General features: G+C 63.9%; 14 protein-coding genes. 9 read left to right on the top strand and 5 right to left on the bottom strand.

The genetic code is table 11. The features are described from left to right. Positions 1 to 106: 106 nt before the first annotated feature. A complete protein-coding gene (locus GXY33_05000) occupies positions 107 to 1,387 on the bottom strand; it encodes a DUF2088 domain-containing protein (GenBank protein ID NLX04485.1) in 1,281 nt (426 codons plus the stop codon). Positions 1,388 to 1,735: 348 nt separating this feature from the next. Between GXY33_05000 and GXY33_04995 the strand changes: the two genes are divergently transcribed. Both GXY33_04995 and GXY33_04990 read left to right on the top strand, forming a co-directional pair. Then, positions 1,736 to 2,200: a type II toxin-antitoxin system VapC family toxin gene (locus GXY33_04995; protein NLX04484.1), complete on the top strand. Its 465-nt coding sequence runs from the start codon at positions 1,736 to 1,738 to the stop codon at positions 2,198 to 2,200. Then, entirely contained in the window at positions 2,178 to 2,393 is a 216-nt protein-coding gene (locus GXY33_04990; protein NLX04483.1) for a hypothetical protein, read from the top strand. The genes GXY33_04995 and GXY33_04990 overlap by 23 nt, the downstream gene beginning before the upstream one ends. Positions 2,394 to 2,437: 44 nt before the next feature. On the opposite strand, the gene GXY33_04985 is transcribed toward GXY33_04990, so the two are convergent. After that, positions 2,438 to 3,538 carry a hypothetical protein gene (locus GXY33_04985; protein NLX04482.1) on the bottom strand — a complete coding sequence of 367 codons (1,101 nt, stop codon included), beginning with the start codon at positions 3,536 to 3,538 and terminating at the stop codon, positions 2,438 to 2,440. Positions 3,539 to 3,621: 83 nt separating this feature from the next. Here GXY33_04985 and GXY33_04980 point away from each other — a divergent pair, with 83 nt between their 5' ends. The 3 genes from GXY33_04980 (at position 3,622) to GXY33_04970 (ending at position 6,985) form a co-directional block, all read left to right on the top strand. Then, positions 3,622 to 4,689, top strand: coding sequence for a CBS domain-containing protein (locus GXY33_04980; GenBank protein NLX04481.1), 1,068 nt, complete (start codon positions 3,622 to 3,624; stop codon positions 4,687 to 4,689). Positions 4,690 to 4,806: 117 nt separating this feature from the next. Further along, positions 4,807 to 5,301, top strand: a complete 495-nt coding sequence (coaD, locus tag GXY33_04975) for a pantetheine-phosphate adenylyltransferase (GenBank protein ID NLX04480.1) — start codon at positions 4,807 to 4,809, stop codon at positions 5,299 to 5,301. A 106-nt stretch (positions 5,302 to 5,407) separates the two neighbouring features. Further along, positions 5,408 to 6,985 carry a protein kinase gene (locus GXY33_04970; protein ID NLX04479.1) on the top strand — a complete coding sequence of 526 codons (1,578 nt, stop codon included), beginning with the start codon at positions 5,408 to 5,410 and terminating at the stop codon, positions 6,983 to 6,985. Positions 6,986 to 7,021: 36 nt separating this feature from the next. On the opposite strand, the gene GXY33_04965 is transcribed toward GXY33_04970, so the two are convergent. From GXY33_04965 to GXY33_04955, 3 genes are all read right to left on the bottom strand, one after another. Continuing rightward, positions 7,022 to 7,624 carry a hypothetical protein gene (locus GXY33_04965; protein NLX04478.1) on the bottom strand — a complete coding sequence of 201 codons (603 nt, stop codon included), beginning with the start codon at positions 7,622 to 7,624 and terminating at the stop codon, positions 7,022 to 7,024. Positions 7,625 to 7,672: 48 nt separating this feature from the next. Beyond that, positions 7,673 to 9,064 carry a TrpB-like pyridoxal phosphate-dependent enzyme gene (locus GXY33_04960; GenBank protein NLX04477.1) on the bottom strand — a complete coding sequence of 464 codons (1,392 nt, stop codon included), beginning with the start codon at positions 9,062 to 9,064 and terminating at the stop codon, positions 7,673 to 7,675. Positions 9,065 to 9,130: 66 nt separating this feature from the next. Then, complete coding sequence (locus GXY33_04955; GenBank protein ID NLX04476.1) at positions 9,131 to 10,246, bottom strand: hypothetical protein; 1,116 nt, start codon at positions 10,244 to 10,246, stop codon at positions 9,131 to 9,133. Between the two features lie 356 nt (positions 10,247 to 10,602). On the opposite strand from GXY33_04955, the gene dnaA reads away from it, so the two are divergent. From dnaA to gyrB, 4 genes are all read left to right on the top strand, one after another. After that, complete coding sequence (gene dnaA / locus GXY33_04950) at positions 10,603 to 11,916, top strand: chromosomal replication initiator protein DnaA (GenBank protein NLX04475.1); 1,314 nt, start codon at positions 10,603 to 10,605, stop codon at positions 11,914 to 11,916. 313 nt (positions 11,917 to 12,229) lie between these two features. Next, positions 12,230 to 13,327 (top strand): DNA polymerase III subunit beta, encoded by a 1,098-nt coding sequence (gene dnaN / locus GXY33_04945; GenBank protein NLX04474.1) that lies wholly within the window; start codon positions 12,230 to 12,232, stop codon positions 13,325 to 13,327. 32 nt (positions 13,328 to 13,359) lie between these two features. Then, positions 13,360 to 13,713, top strand: a complete 354-nt coding sequence (locus GXY33_04940; GenBank protein NLX04473.1) for a DUF721 domain-containing protein — start codon at positions 13,360 to 13,362, stop codon at positions 13,711 to 13,713. A gap of 31 nt (positions 13,714 to 13,744) precedes the next feature. Beyond that, positions 13,745 to 16,264: a DNA topoisomerase (ATP-hydrolyzing) subunit B gene (gene gyrB, locus GXY33_04935; GenBank protein NLX04472.1), complete on the top strand. Its 2,520-nt coding sequence runs from the start codon at positions 13,745 to 13,747 to the stop codon at positions 16,262 to 16,264. Positions 16,265 to 16,272 lie beyond the last annotated feature (8 nt).

The raw sequence follows: 16,272 nt of genomic DNA, 5'->3' as shown, positions 1-16,272 counted from the left end.
TTGCGCAGCTCCGGCCTCCATGGAAGCCGGTCCCAAAACCGCCGTTATTATCGTTCAGCCGCCGTGGCCAACGCAAGGATTCCCTGCCCGGCTGGGCGGATGAACGTCAATCGGGTATGGTGATGTGTTTTTCCGGTTCGCGCAGCCGATGGAGGACTTCGCCGGCGTGATCGACCACCAGGATTCCCTCGTTCTCGCGGCCGCGATAGGAATCGACGTCGATGCCGGCTGGGTCGCGGTAGTTCAGCGCCACCTTTTCGGTCCGCTCGCGCGGGATTCCCGTCGCCAGCGTCACCGTGACCCGCGGTTTTTCCACGCCGTTCTCGAACGTGCCCAATCCGCGCACGTGGGTCGAGTGGGCCGTCACGCCGCCCGGCACGTCGGCGAACCGCTCCATCCGCTTGAGGAAGTAGTCGCGCACGTGGTAGCCGATCCGGTCAAGGTGCACCCCGTGCGTGTAGGAGATCTCGGTCATGTGCGGGGCGTAGATGATCAGCTCGCCGCCGTCGGCGACGATCGGTTCGAGCTTGTACATCACCTTGCCGCCCGTCCAGAGATCGTCGTACATCTCCGGCGCGATGCCCAGCACCGTCTTGTAGGGCTTTTCCTTGTAGACGATGTGCAGCCGCTGGGAGAGCTCGGCCGCGGCCCGCCACGCCTCCTTCGGCTCACCCACGAAGCACCCGGCCAGCCGGCCGTCGCGAACCACCAGGTCGACGTTGAGGATCGGCCGCGGCACGTGCCGCGCCGCTTCGTTGATGACCTCGCGCACCGGCGTGTCCATCGTGCCGATGATCTTGATGCACGTGATGACGGCGCCGAGCCAGTGGAAGAAGTTGATGATCTCCCAGTCGGCGATTCCGGGAAACAGGTACTTGAGGCCGCCGGAAAAGCCGACCACCTCGTGCGGAAACGTCGGACCCAGGATCATAAGCTGATCGTAATCCTCGATCATCTTGTTGAGGCCCACCGGCACGTCCTGGCTCATCAGGCCGCCGGTGATCTGGCCGATCCGCTTGGCTGGGATCGTGCCGAAGTGCTTGAATGTGCCCGGTTCGCTCCATAGGTGGTTGTGGACTTTGATCTTTTTGCACGCGGCTGGGCATTTGGGATCGTTGCGGCCGACCAGCTCGTCGATTCTCGCCTCGGACATCGGCTGATGGGTGCCGAGGGCGATCAGGAAATCGAGTTTCGCCGCCCGCGCGCCGGCCAGCTCGACCACCTGGCGGAACAGCATGGGCAGCGGGCACGAGCGGGTGGCGTCGGGGATCAGCACCAGCACCTTCTTGCCCGCCAGGTCCGCCTGTCCCAACGCCTTTTCGAGCAGCGAATACGTTTCGCTCTCGCTTAAATACCCTTCCGTCAATCCACGAGACGCCAGCAGCATGGAAGTCTCCTCATCCGTCTCACTGATAAACTACAGGCGGGCGCGATCCAGCCGCGTGCCGCGGAACCCATTCTAACGACCCGCGGATCGGCAATCAAACCTATGGCATTTCGCCGTATCCCGCCTCGCGGCGGCGACGCTCCGGTGTGGCCTTCTTCCTGAACCTGTGGGGCGACATCAGGCCTTGCCAGCAAGCCCTGGTTTACATAGAATTAATAATGGTGGCACATGATCGGTGGGAATCTGTAGCCCCCGTTGCACATAGGTATGTCAGATGAGGCGACGGGGTATGACCGGAGACGAGATCGTTTGAGAGCGCTTGGTGTGACAGAGATGGGCAGGGAAGTCATTCGTATCTACGTCGACACGTCCGTCTTCGGCGGAGTCTTTGACAGGGAGTTCGCTGAGGCAAGTCGTGTCTTCTTCGATCAAGCCTATCGCGGAACATTTTGTCTGGTGACGTCCGGTCTCGTGGAAGAAGAAATCCGCAAGGCTCCGAGTGAGGTCCAGACCCTTTTCGACAAGATCCTGGATCGGACCGAAGTGGTGGAAGCCACGGAGGAGGCCATCAGCCTTCAGTCCGCGTATCTGGCCGCCGGAATCGTATCGGAAAGATACGCCAGCGATGCTCTGCACGTGGCCGTGGCGACGGTGGCCAAATGCGGCGTTCTGGTCAGTTGGAACTTCAAGCACATTGTCCATTTTCAGAAAGTCCCGAAGTACAACGCGGTGAATGTATTGAAGGGACATGCGGCCATCGCAATATGGACGCCGTTGGAGGTGATTGGCAGTGAAGAAGACGAAGAAGTTTGATTGCGTGGAAATGATGCACGAGTGCGGACAGGCGGTGCAGGACGAGATCGCAACAATGACCGGACCGGAGAAAGCCGCGCATTTCCGCAAGCGTACGCGGGCACTGCGTACCCGAGTGGAGGCCGCCCGGAAGGAGCGTCCTCGCGCCGAACCGGAAGGCCTGGACTGGTCCAAGTTCCCGGTTTTTGAGTGACCTTTCGCTGTTATGGCCGCGTCCAAGGCGCCGAGTCGCCTGTCCTACCGCTTCAGCGCCTCATCGAGCATCGTCAGGTAGTGGTCCAGCGGCACGTAACTCGGGATCGAGTTGCCCGAGCCGATCGCGTAGCGGCCGCGCGGGCCGCAGGTGTCGATCAGGCGACGGGTTTCCTTGCGGATCTCGTCGGCCGATCGGGCGGTCAGCACGTCCACGTCGACGCCGCCGAGCACGCCGATCCGGTCGCCGTAGCGCTTCTGGAACTCGGCGACCGGCAGGATCGCGTTCTCAAACGAATGCTTGGCGTCGATCTTAACGTCCTCGATCAGGTCCTCCATGACGCTGAACACGTGGCCGCAGGAGTGGAGGAAGTACGGTTTGCCCGCGCCGTGGGCGATTTCGGCGAACCGCTTGTGGTGCGGCAGGACGTACTGCCGAAGCTGTTCCGGCCGGACCAGCGTCGCGGTCTTGAAGCCCATGTCGTCGCCCGGCCAGACCACCGCGAGGTTCTCGAACTGCACCAGCCGCTGGTAGAACTCCTCGAGAATGCCGCCGATCCGGTCCGCGACCGCCTGGACCAGGTCCGGCTGCTCGTAGAGCTGGATGCAGAGGTTCTCGTAGCCCATGATGAACGAGAGGTGCTCGTACTGGTTGGCGGCGTGCGACGAGATCAGGCCCATGCCCTCGGGCAGGTGGTCGTTGACGTACGCGATATCGGCCAGCTTCTCGTCGGTGACGGTCGGCCACGGATAGCGCTCGAAGTCCTCCCACGAACTGATCAGGCCGCGCTCGGTGTCCACCCAGCCGCGGTGCTGGTCCTGACGGGTCTCGTCCTCAGCCGTCTCGGACGCCACGGTAAAGCCCGCGCCGCGTTCGATCCGGACGTAGTCGTAGCCCAGGCGGTACCAGCACTCGATGAAGTTGTCCAGATACGCCTCGGCTGAGCGCCCGTCTTTGATCAAGCCGGGGTCGGCCGGCGGCACCCACGTGCGGCCCAGGCGCCTGGTCAGGGCCTCCAGGTGGACGTCGTCGATGATGTACTCGACCAGCGGCGGCGGGTCGGCTGGACGCTCGCCCATGATCACCGCCACCATCCGCTCGATGTCCGGTTTCGGTTTCGCCAGAGGCACGCTCAACGCCGCCATCGCCGTCTCCTTCTTTCTAACAACGGTCGAACGTCTGTTGATCCACCGGCCAAGCCCGCTAGAATACCGGTGGAGCCATCATTATGAATTGGTCCGTACGCGTTGCAACACTTTTCGGTATTCCGATCCGCGTCCATGCCACGTTCCTGCTGCTTCTGGCGGCGGGGGCCTGGCTGTGGCGGGGCGAGAGCTTTCTCGATTCCCTGATCGGCGTGGGCTTGGTCGGCGTGGTCTTCCTCTGTATCCTGCTGCACGAGCTGGGCCACTGCCTCATGGCCCGGCGCTACGGCGTGGTCGTCGAGTCGATCACCCTGTTGCCCATCGGCGGCATGGCCGCGATGCGAAGCCTGCCGCATTCGCCCGGGGCTGAGTTCCTGATCGCCCTGGCCGGGCCGGCGGTCAGCTTCGGCCTGGCCGGCGGGCTGGCGGGCCTAGCCTACGTGCTCCACGGCCCGCAGATCTTCAGCCTGGCCCTCGACCACCACGAAGCCGCTCCGATCCTGCTGCTCCTGGCGACGCTCAACCTGTTTCTGGGCGGTTTCAATCTCGTGCCCGCCTTCCCGCTCGACGGCGGGCGGCTGCTGCGGGCGGGGCTCTGGAGCCGGATCGGCTTCGAGAAGGCCACGCGTCTGGCCACCCGCGTCGGCCAGGTCATCGCCATTATCCTGTTCGTCCTGGCCGTCCTGTCGTCCCGGTTTGTTCTGATGATCATCGCCGTGTTCGTGTACTTCGGCGCCCAGGCTGAGAGCCGCGCCGCCGGTTTCAAAGCCGTTCTGGCCAACGTCCCGGCGTTCCGCGTCATGCTGACCAATTTCGTCCGGGCCCGGGCCGACCAGCCCGCTTCGGTCCTGCGCAATTTGATGATCCAGGCCGGGCAGGACGTTCTGCCCGTCTACGACGACCACACGCTGTTGGGCCTGATCAGCTATGACCGCCTGCGGAGCCTCGACCGGTCGCAGACTCCCGAACCGCTGGCCGCCCAGCTTCTGGACCGCAACGTGGTCTTCTGTTCCCCGATCGACAGCCTGGCTTCGGTCCTGGAGGCCATGACCGCCCAGGACCTGGCCTGCATCGCGGTGATCGACAACGACCAACTCGTGGGCTTGATTACCCCGCGGCAGATCGGTAGAGTGGGCGTTTCGAATTCGTAGTCCGGGACGCAGAGCAGCCCCATCATCCGCTCCGGTCCGGGCGCATCGAACCGTCAGGGTCTTGCAGCGTACATTTGTTGAGGAAGCGCCATGTCCGACCAGACCGCCGGCAAACCGCTGACCGCCGTCTTTTCCGGGGTCTTCGATCCCGTCACCGACGGGCATCTGGACATCATCCGGCGCGGCGCCGCCATCTTCAGCAAGCTCATCGTCGCCGTCGGCACCAATCCCGAGAAGGCTGAACTGTTCAGCAAATCCGAACGGGTCGAACTGATCCGCGAGCTGGTCCGCGACATTCCGAACGTCGAGGTGCGGGCCTACGAGGGACTGACCATCGACTTCGTCCGGAGCATCGGCGGCGGCGTGATCGTAAAGGGCATCCGCGATACGGTCGATCTAAGATATGAACTCCAGCAGGCCAATACCAATCGCCTGGCCGGGGGAGTCGAGACGCTCTTTCTGTTAACGGGCGATCAGTACGCCTTGACTTCAAGCACCCTTATCAAGCAAGTCGCCACCATGGGCGGCGACGTCTCTTCGCTGGTGCCGCCCCTCGTCGATCAGAGGATTCGCCAGAAACTTCGCGGCCAGGGCCGCCCCGAAGGCGAGTGATTTTGAAGCGGTTTTTTGTAGTAATACCGCCTAGAATATGATAGATATGCCGTTTAACTATTTTCAGTTCCTCAAAGACCCGAAGCCGGACGACGGGGTGTAGGGCATGGCATCGGCCCCGCAGGATACGTTTATTTCAACCTGCCCGAGCTGCGGAAAGAAATACCGCATCGCCAATCGGTTTTTGGGCAAGAAGGTCCGCTGCCGGGATTGCGGGAACGTCTGGTTCGCCCAGCCGTCCGACGAGGCGGGTACCGGCGACACCACCGACCTGGGCACGGGAGCCACCGCCGGCAGCGCCTCCGGCCTTTCCGGCGAAGGTTCCGGCCCGAACCACGGCTCACAGGATCTCTCCTCCACCAGCATCTCCCTGAATGACGATCGAAGCTGGGTCGGCCACAACCTCGGCCGGTTCCAGATCACCGACTTTCTCGGCAAGGGCGCGATGGGCGTGGTGTTCTGCGCCCACGACCCGGACCTGCGGCGCGACGTCGCCCTTAAGATCCTCGCCCGCCAGTTCATCCGCGACCAGAAGCGGACCTACCGGCTCGAGCAGTTCGTCCAGGAGGCGCGTTCGGCCGCCCGGCTCTCGCACCCCAACAGCGTCACCGTCTTCGAGATCGGGCAGGACAAGGGCTGGTACTTCATCGCGATGGAGCTCGTTCAGGGCGGCACGCTGCTCGACCTGGTGGTCAAGCACAAGAAGCGCCTGCACGCCGAAATCGCCTGCGAGTTGATCGCCCAGGCCGCCGACGCCCTCTCCGCCGCCCACAAGCTCGGCATCGTCCACCGCGACATCAAGCCGAGCAACCTGATGCTCACCAAGGACGGCCGGATCAAGGTCGCCGACTTCGGACTCGCCCAGATCACCAGCGGCGAGAAGGAATTCGAACTGCCTTCCAAGGCCGTCGGCACGCCCTACTGGATGTCGCCCGAACAGTGCAAAGGCCAGACCGCCATCCCGCAAAGCGACGTTTATTCGCTCGGCGCGGTGCTCTATTTCTCCCTGACCGGCGAGGTGCCCTACAAGGGCAAGACCAAGCGCGAGATCATGCTCCAGCACGTCAACACGCCGGTGGGCGATCCGCGCAAGATCCGCAAAGACATTCCCGAGTCGGTGGTGCGGATCATCCAGCGGGCGATGGCCAAGAATCCCCACGAGCGGTATCAGGACGCCGCGGAGATGGGCGTGGGCCTCCGCAACATCGCCGGCAATCTGGCCCAGGCCCGCCTGGCGGAGCGCTGGTGGGGTTCGATGATCTTCTCCGGTTCGGCGTCGCTGGGCACCGCGTCGAAGCCGAAGCGCTCGTGGAGCAGGGTGATCGCGCCCCTGGTCCTGCTGGTCGGTCTGATCGGCGGCCTGATCCTCTGGGCGGGCTCCGGATCGGCCGATTCCCAGAACGAAGGCCAAGTCGTCACGGTGACCGCGACCCCCACGCCCGCCGAACCCCAGGTGCCCGTCTACATCAACATCCAGAGCCCCACGCGGTATCACGCCGCCGGCTGTCCGGTACTCAAAAACGTGCCCAAAGAGCTGATTAAGGAATACCCGTCCGACAGGGCCGCTCAGGCTGACGACCCACCGCACATCGAGTGTTCCATCTGCAAGCCGCTGCTCGAGAAGCAGAAGGAAAACGTCCGGGCGGGAAGGCCCGCCACGCAGGACGCCCCGGCCGCCGAATAGGCAGATCCCCCTTCACCGATCATCCGCACCCCGCCGCTACTCTTCCTCGGCCGGGTGCTCGATCGTGATCGTGAACTGGTTGGTCGTTCCCGCCACCAAAGCCAGGCGAACGATCACCTCGTCGCCGCACGAGAAATCGGGGCCCAGCAGGAACCGCGCGGGATCGGCGACGCCCACCGTCGGCTGCTCCGGGTCCGGATCGTCCTCCGGAAGATCCGAGAACCCCACACCCTGCCAGAGGTCCGTATCGGCGATCTCCTCGTCGCTCACGCCCTCCGGCCGGGCCAGTTCCACCGCCTGGCGCAGCGACAGCCCGCCCAGCTCGATCCGCCGGAAACACGGCATCGGACCGTCCTGCGTCTCGTTGGCCTCCAACACCAGCTTCTGCACCCACGTGCCCGACGGGGCCAGCGTCCCGTAACCGTCCCACGTCGGGTCCAGCGGGTTGTAGCCGCCCAGGTAGAAGATCGCCCGGTACGGCGTGTCGTTGACCAGCGAGATCGACACCTGCCCGCCGGACGACGTGTTCAGCGGGGCGAGGAAGTTGTCCAGAACCGGGCCGCCGCACCCGCCGCACAGCAGCGGCGCGAAGCCTATCCACAACCACGCCAGCACTCCGCCCCAAACGGTCTGTTTCACGATGATCGTCCTGACAAAAATACGGGCCTGATCGGTCGGCGCCCGCCGTTACCACTTTCCCGTCTTGACCTTCGCCGGCTTGGGCAGGTTCTCCACCACCTTCAGCGACTGGCGCAGGTCCTCTTCGGGAAGCACGTAGTCGGTCAGCTTGCCCGACATGTACGCGTCGTAACCCGAAAGGTCCATCAGGCCGTGGCCGCTGTAGTTGAACAGGATCACCTTGGCCTTGCCTTCTTCCTTGGCCTTTTTGGCCTCCTCGATCGCGCAGGCGATGGCGTGGCTCGTCTCCGGGGCGCAGATCGTGCCTTCGGTCCTCGCCCAGGTCAGGGCCGCCTCGTACGAGCTCAACTGGTCGAACGCCCGCGGCGTCATGAGCCCTTCCACGATCGCCTGGCAGACCAGCGGGGCCATGCCGTGATAGCGCAGGCCGCCCGCGTGGATCGCCGGCGGCACGAACGCGTGACCCAGCGAGTGCATCGCCAGCAGCGGGGTCATGCACGCGGTGTCGCCGTGGTCGTAGACGAACTCGCCCCGGGTCATGGTCGGGCACGCCTTCGGCTCGCACGGGTAGATCTCGATGTCCGCGCCGTTGATCTTGTCCGCGGTGAACGGGAACGAGATGCCCGCGAAATTGCTGCCGCCGCCCGCGCAGCCGATGACCACGTCCGGCTTGGCCTCGCCGGCCAGTTTGAGCTGCTTCTTGGCCTCCAGGCCGATGATCGTCTGGTGCAGCATCACGTGGTTCAGCACGCTGCCCAGCGAGTAGCGGGTTTTGCCCGTCGGGTCGGTGACCGCGGCTTCGATCGCCTCGCTGATCGCGATCCCCAGGCTGCCCGGCGTGTCGGGCATCTGTTGGAGAATCTTGCGGCCGAAGTTCGTCTCGCTGCTCGGGCTGGCCACGCACTTGGCCCCCCACGTCTGCATCATGATCTTGCGGAACGGCTTCTGGTCGAAACTGATCCGCACCATGAAGACCTTGCACTCCAAGCCGACCAGCGAACAGGCGAACGCCAAGGCGCTGCCCCACTGGCCCGCCCCCGTCTCGGTGGTCAGCCGCTCGATCCCGAACTGCTTGTTGTACCACGCCTGGGCGACCGCGGTGTTCGGCTTGTGACTGCCCGGCGGGCTGACGCTCTCATCCTTGTAGTAGATCCGCGCCGGCGTACCCAGATACTCCTCCAGGTGCACCGCCCGTCGCAGCGGCGTGGGATGCCATCGCGTCAGAAGACCCAGCACCTCCTCGGGAATATCGATCCACCGCTGCGTGCTCACCTCCTGCTCGATGATGTTCATCGGGAACACCGGAGCCAGCATCTCAGGCGAGAGCGGCTTGCCGTCCGGGGTGATCGGCGGCTGCATCGGGCTGGGAAGGTCCGCGGCCAGGTTGTACCATTGGCGCGGCATCTGGTCCGCGGGTAGATCGATCCTCTTGTCCGCCATGGGTTTCTCCTCTAGCGACAACTGAAGTTATACAATAAATACTGATGCACCAGTGAGTTGCCCGTGTCAGGAGGCCGCGCCGGGTTGCGTCTCGGCATTGCCGCCACCACTGTTCTTTTCGGCCGTCAGCGGCTCGAGATTATAAGGAGCTTTGTTCAAAACGCCCTGGGTCTCGCCGTCGCCCACCCATCCCGCCAGGGCGCCGCGGGTCGCCGAGACGTTGCGGACGGCCAAAGCCCTTAGCACCGGCCGGTCCTGATGCTGCTGGGTGATCTGCCCCAACAGCCCTTCAGCCGAGTAGACGATCAGTTCCAGCGTGCCGCGAATCCGCTCCGTGGCCGGCGTAACCGGCAGTCGAAGGTCCTGTTCCACCGCCGTGGCCAGGATGCGGGCCGTCGCGGCCACCACCGCTCCGTGCTGCTCCGCCGGAACCGCCGACCATACCGACCGGACCGACTCGAGGAGCTGGCGATCCGTGCCCAGAACCACCGGCGTCTCGTGCTGATATGCCTCCGCCCGCAGATTCAGCAGCTCCAGAAGGCCGCCGACCGCCGCTGGGTTACCGGTCTGGGCGAGGAACCGGTAGACTTCCCCGAGCACCAGTTCATCGGGGTTCTTCTTGGCGAAACTGACCAGTTCAGGGGCGATCGCGGCCACCCGTTCGGCCGGCAGTTTCTCCCGCACCGCCTGTAAGCCCTTGAGGGCCAGATAGTTAACCGCGGGCTCTGCGGTTCCCAGGGTCTTGAGCCACGCCTCGGCCAACGCCGGGTCGGCCAGCTCCAGCAGGATCAGCATATGGTTGGTGGAGACCTGCACGTCCTGGTTGCCCAGGCGGGCAAGCACTCGTTCGGCCAGCAGCGACAGGTAGGCTGCCCGATACGCCTCCGTGCCTTCAGCCGACTTGACAACCCGATCGACCAGCCGCGCGACCTCGGCCTGCTTGGTGGCCAGTGGATAGTCCTGGTCCACCTTCCGCAGCAATTCCGTGCTCAGGGCGGCCAATGCATCGTCCAGGAAGCCGCTGATCGCCTCGCGGTCCTGCTCGGTCAGTTCGGCGTTCTTCTTCTGCAGTTCGGCCAACGGCCCCGCGTCATCCGCGGTCTGGGCGGTGCCGATCCCGCCCCAGAGGCCCACGAGTGCCAGAATGATCGCCATCGCCGCCGGTCTTTTGCCTGTTCGCATGGTCTGTGCGTTCCCTGCCGCAAATGGTTCCCTGCGCCGCATCCCGGATGATTGGGCAAGTCGTGCTGACGCAAACGCTTAACGTAACGAGACTACCGCAGAGCCGCCGGCCCTGTCAAGGCTATTATAGGCACGGCCGTCCCGGCATCCGGGCCTCGCACTTGGAGGCCGCCTCTTGACTGTCGCTTCGCAGGTGATACGATTATGGCCTGTGATTTGGTCGTGCCTTGTCCGGACCCCTGGCGGGGGGGTCCAGGTATTGTCAACTCACAAGCGTTTTCCGGAATCAACAATATCGGCTGCGGGCTGTGTGGGCGATGACCCGGATTGACCAGAGCAAAGAACACGATACGAAAGTGAATCTCGAACGGTCCTGGCAGGAAATGCTGGCCTTCCTGCGCCTCAATAACAGCGACCTGGTTCGCGGATGGTTCTCGCAACTGCGGATCAGCGACTTCGACCGCGGCCACATCGCCATCTCCCCAATCACGCCGACCCAGTACGTCTACCTCCAGAACCACTGCACCGAGGCGTTCGTCCAGGCCGCCCAGTCGGTCACCGGCCGCCTCATGGCGGTGACGTTCAGCCCGCCCGCGTCAATGCCCGAGGATCGTTACGGTTTCGGGGCAATCGAACAGCTCAGCCTCAACGAGGAGTACACGTTCGAGAACTTCGTCACCGGGCCCTGCAACAAGCTGGCCCACGCCGCCAGCGTCGCGGTCGCCCGCGAACCGGGCAAGCGCTACAACCCGCTGTTCCTCTACGGCAACGTCGGCCTCGGCAAATCGCACCTGCTCCAAGCCGTCTGCCATGAGGTCAAGGGCAAGCAGCCGGACGTCAATCTGCTTTATATTTCCTGCGAAACGTTCATCAATCACTTCATCGAGGCGGTCGAACTCGGCGTCGTGCAGGAATTCCGCCACCGCTACCGCAACGTCGACATCCTCGCCATCGACGACGTGCAGTACCTGGCCAACAAGGACTCCTCGCAGGAGGAGTTTTTCCACACGTTCAACAGCCTTTACCAGGCCCAGAAGCAGATCATCCTCTCGTCCGACCGGCCGCCGAACGAGATCGAGACGTTGACCGAACGGTTGATCAGCCGGTTCAGTTGGGGACTGGTCGCCGGTATCGACCGGCCGTGCTACGAGACCCGCATGGCCATCATCCGCAAGAAGGCCAGGATCAAGGGCGTCGCGATCCCCGAAGAGGTGGTCAGCTTTCTGGCCCGGTCGATCGAGTCGAACACTCGCGAGCTCGAGGGCGCCATCACCAAGCTCCAGGGCCTGGCGATGCTCGGCGACGGCCGGATCAGCATGGACATGGCCCAGCAGGTGATCCCCGGCCGGCGCAACGGGGCCAAGGAGCTTGCGATCGAGCAGATCGTCGAGGCGGTGACTTCGCATTTCAACGTCAAGGTCACCGAGCTTCAGTCCAAGCGGCGCAACAAGACGCTGGCGCTGCCGCGGCAGGTGTGCATGTTTTTGGCCCGGCAGCTCACCCGCCGTTCGCTCGAGGAGATCGGCGGCTACTTCGGCGGCCGCGACCACTCGACCGTCCTGCACGCCACCAAGACGATCCGCAAGCAGATCGACGACGACCCTTCGCTCCGCGCCACGGTCGAAGACATCACCCGCGCCCTGACCGGCAGGGCCAATTATCTCACATGATTGCCAACAGCCCTGTCAGCCGGCTGTTGATAACCGTTCGTTTCTCACAGGCAATCCGGTTGTTAACAGACCAGCGAGGTTGCCGACAGGTTGCTCACGACGCCGCACAACCGGATCTGTGAGAATCGCCGCTGCTCCAGCCGCTGTCGTTTCAGTGGGTTACGGGCGATCGGCGTCAAAAACCGCGAAACTCACAGACCCTAAGAGAGACAGTTAAGACTTGTAATGGATTCGTTTCTTATTAGAATGAATCCAACATCAACCGTGCGGGCGGGCCGCTCCGTCCGCTTCTCGAGGTGAAAGGGCGTACAAGATGAAGGTGATCTGTAATCGTAATGCGCTGGCCGACGCACTGTCTCTGCTTGCCACCGTGGTCAGTACGCGAACCACGCGGCCGATCCTCCAGTGTCTTCGATTGCAGACCGATGACGACGGCTTGACCCTTCTGGCCACGGACCTGGAACTGGGCCTCAAGTGCCACATCAAGGAGGTCGAGGTCGAGGAACACGGCCAGACCGTCGCTCCAGCCGCCAAGCTTTCGGCCATCGTCCATCAGATCGAGGAGCAGACCGTCACCCTCAGCCTCGAAGAGGAGCACCTGGCCGTCACGGCGCCCGGAGCCAAGTTCCGCCTGTACACTTTCGATCCCGATGAATATCCTCCGGTCGCTCCGCGAGGCGACGGGCAGACCTTCTCAGCCACCGCGGGCCTGATGACCACCATCTCCCAGGAAACGATCTACGCCGCGGCCAAGGAGACCAGCCGCTACGCGATCAACGGCCTGCACATGGAGGTCAAGGAGAACAAGATCGTGATGGTCGGAACCGACGGCCGGCGTCTGGCCCGGGCCGCCGGCATCCTGCCGGCCAAAGCGGAAAGCGAGATCGCCTGCATCATTCCCGGCAAGGCCGTCGCGATGATCGAGCGTCTCGGCCCCGATCCGGACGTCCCGCTGGAGGTCACGGTCACCGAAAATCAGGTCGCCTTCTCGACGCCGCAGACGCTGCTGATCTCGAATCTGGTCGAAGGGCGGTTTCCGAACTACGAAGCGGTCATCCCTCGCGACAACACGACCAAGGTCAAGGTCGAGCGCAACCGGCTCCTTTCGGCGGTGCGGCGGGCGGCTTTGATGACCTCCAAGGAATCGCACAGCATCAAGATGACCGTCGAGCCGAAGCTGATGACGATTGAGGCCAAGGTGCCCGAGCAGGGCGAGGCGGTCGTCGAGCTGCCGGTCGAAGGCGAAGGCGAACCGGTGACCATCGCGTTCAACCCGGAATACCTGACCGATCCGCTGCGGGTGATCGGCCAGGATGAGATCGTACTGGAGTTCAAGAGCTCGACCACGCCGGCCCTGTTGAAGGCCGGCCCCGATTTCCTCTACGTGCTCATGCCCGTGACCACGTCCTGACGATAAACAGGGGTAGGAGGCTGGAGGAGGCAATGCCCAGCGATCGACAACTGGAGTGGATCGCCCGGAACGGCCGCTGGCGGGCCAACTATCGCCCCATCGGCGAGTTGGTCGCCGGTGTGGCCAAGGCTTTGGCCCAGTCCAACAGCCCCAAACTCAAAGCCATCCAAGCGGCCTGGCCCGAAATCGTCGGGACCGAACTGGCCGATCTTTCCTTCCCATCCGCCCTCAAAGGTGCTATAATTACGGTTTCGGTAGCGACGCCCGCGGCGAAGTTCGAGATCGACCAGATCTACCGCTCGGCCGTGCTCGACGAGCTTCGCACCCGGTTCGGCAGGGGCATTCATGAGATCAAATGCACCCTCCAGACGCTGCCCAAGCAGTAATCCCTGGTAGATCGAACGAATGGAACGTGCAATGCCATCGCAGGAAGCGCATAAATACGACGCGAAGAGTATCAGAGTGCTTGAGGGCCTGGCCGCGGTGCGGATGCGGCCGGCGATGTACATCGGCGACACCGGCGTCTCCGGTCTGCACCACCTGGTCAACGAGGTGGTTGACAACGCCATCGACGAGGCGATGGCCGGCTACTGCGACACGATCATCGTCCGCGTTCATCCCGACGGTTCGATCGCGGTGCGCGACAACGGCCGCGGCATTCCGGTCGACATCCACGAGACCGAGGGCAAGCCGGCCGTCGAGGTCGTGATGACCATGCTGCACGCCGGCGGCAAGTTCGACCGCCACACCTACAAGGTTTCCGGCGGCCTCCACGGGGTCGGCGTGAGCGTCGTCAACGCCCTCTCGGAGTGGCTGCAGGTCGAAATCTACCTCAACGAGAAAATCCACACGATGCGGTTCGAACGCGGCCACGCGGTCTCGCCGCTCCAGGAGATCGGTAAGACCAACCGCACCGGCACCAAGGTGACCTTCAAGCCGGACTCCCAGATCTTTCCCGACGTGAACTTCCGCTACGAGACCCTCTCGTCGCGCTTGCGCGAGCTGGCGTACCTCAACGAGGGCGTGAAGATCAAGTTCATCGACGACCGGGTCGAGAAGGAGGAGGAGTTCTTCTACCAGGACGGCCTGGTCGCCTTCGTCCAGCACTTAAGCGAAGGCAAAGAGCCGGTCCACCCGGTGATCCAGTTCAAACGGGACGACCCGGAGCAGGGCCTGCTCTGCGAAGTGGCGATGCAGTACAACGACAGCTACAACGAGATCGCCCTGGCCTTCGCCAACAACATCCACAACATCGACGGCGGGACGCACCTCTCGGGTTTCCGGGCGGCGCTGACCCGCAGCATGAACTTCTACGCCCGCAAGCAGGGCCTGCTCAAGGGCAACGTCACGCCGACCGGCGAGGACCTGCGCGAGGGCCTGACCGCGGTGATCTCGGTGAAAGTGCCCGAGCCGCAGTTCGAGGCCCAGACCAAGGTGCGCCTGATGAACCCCGAGGTCGGCACCTTTGTCGAGCAGACGGTCAACGAGATGCTCACCCAGTGGCTCGAGGAGCACCCGACCGACGCCAGGAAGGTGGTCACCAAAGCCGCCCAGGCCGCCCAGGCCCGCGAAGCGGCCCGCAAGGCCCGCGAGCTGGCCCGCAAGAGCGTGCTCGAAAGCGGCAACCTGCCCGGCAAGCTGTGGGACTGCTCGTCGCGAGACATGGAGAGCACCGAGCTGTACCTGGTCGAGGGCGATTCGGCCGGCGGCAACGCCAAACAGGGGCGCAACTCGAAGACCCAGGCCATCCTGCCGCTGCGGGGCAAGATCCTCAACGTCGAGAAGGTCCGCGTCGACAAGATGCTGACGCACAACGAAATCCGCACCATCATCTCGGCCCTAGGCACCGGCATCGGGCAGGAGGATTTCGACATTTCCAAACGGCGCTACGGCAAGATCATCATCATGACCGACGCCGACGTCGACGGCAGCCACATCCGCACGCTGTTGCTGACGTTCCTGTTCCGCCACATGCGGCCGCTGATCGAGCACGGCTGCGTCTACGTGGCCCAGCCGCCGCTCTTCCAGCTCTCGCGCAAGGGCAAGAGCGAATACGCCCTCAACGAGCGGGTCATGAACGAAAAACTCACGCAACTCGGGCTCGAGCACACCGCCCTGATCGTCCGCGAACTCGGCGACGACAACGTGCCCACCAGCCGCGTCCAGGCCGAGATCGGCGGCGAGCAGCTCCGCCAGGTCATCGACCTGATCGACCGGATCGAGGCCCAGATGACCGTCCTGCGGCGGCGCGGCCTCGACGTCCGCGAGTTCGTCACCAAACATCACGACCCGCAGGACGGGCTGCCCAAGATGCAGGTCCGCCTCAACGGCGAGTATCACTACTTCTACAACGAGGAGCAGTACACGCGCTTCTGCCGCGAGGTCGAGGAGCGGTTCGGCCACGTCGAGCTCGACGAGGAACACCGCGAGGCCCAGGCGGCCGCCGGCGCGGCGAGCCCGGCGCTCGCGCGGGTCGACCTGAGCGAAAGCTTGGCCCTCGAGGCCAGCCTCAAGGAGCTCGACGGCTGGAAACTGTCGATGGCCGATTACTACCGCACGCTGCAGGAAAACATCGCCGGCGAGCCGCTGCCCGCCCGTTTCGCCCTGCGCAAGCCCTCGGGCGATACGGTCGAAATTCCCAGCCTGCCAGCGGTCAACAAAACCATCCGCGATCACGGAGCGACCGGCATCGAGATTAAACGCTTCAAGGGCCTGGGCGAAATGAACGCCGACGAGCTCTGGTCCACCACCATGGACCCGGAGCACCGCGTCCTGAAGCGCGTGGCCGTCTCCGAGGAGCCCGACGACCCCGCCCAGTACCAGCTCGACATGCGCGAAGCCGACCGGATCTTCTCGATCCTCATGGGCGAAGACGTCGAACAGCGCCGCAACTTCATCGAAACCCACGCCACCGAAGTCAAGAACCTCGACGTGTAACCGCGCCG

It is taken from the genome of Phycisphaerae bacterium (genome assembly GCA_012729815.1).
Classification (GTDB): domain Bacteria; phylum Planctomycetota; class Phycisphaerae; order JAAYCJ01; family JAAYCJ01; genus JAAYCJ01.
Note: the sequence above shows the minus strand (reverse complement) of the source record. Positions and strands in the feature narration are given on the sequence as shown.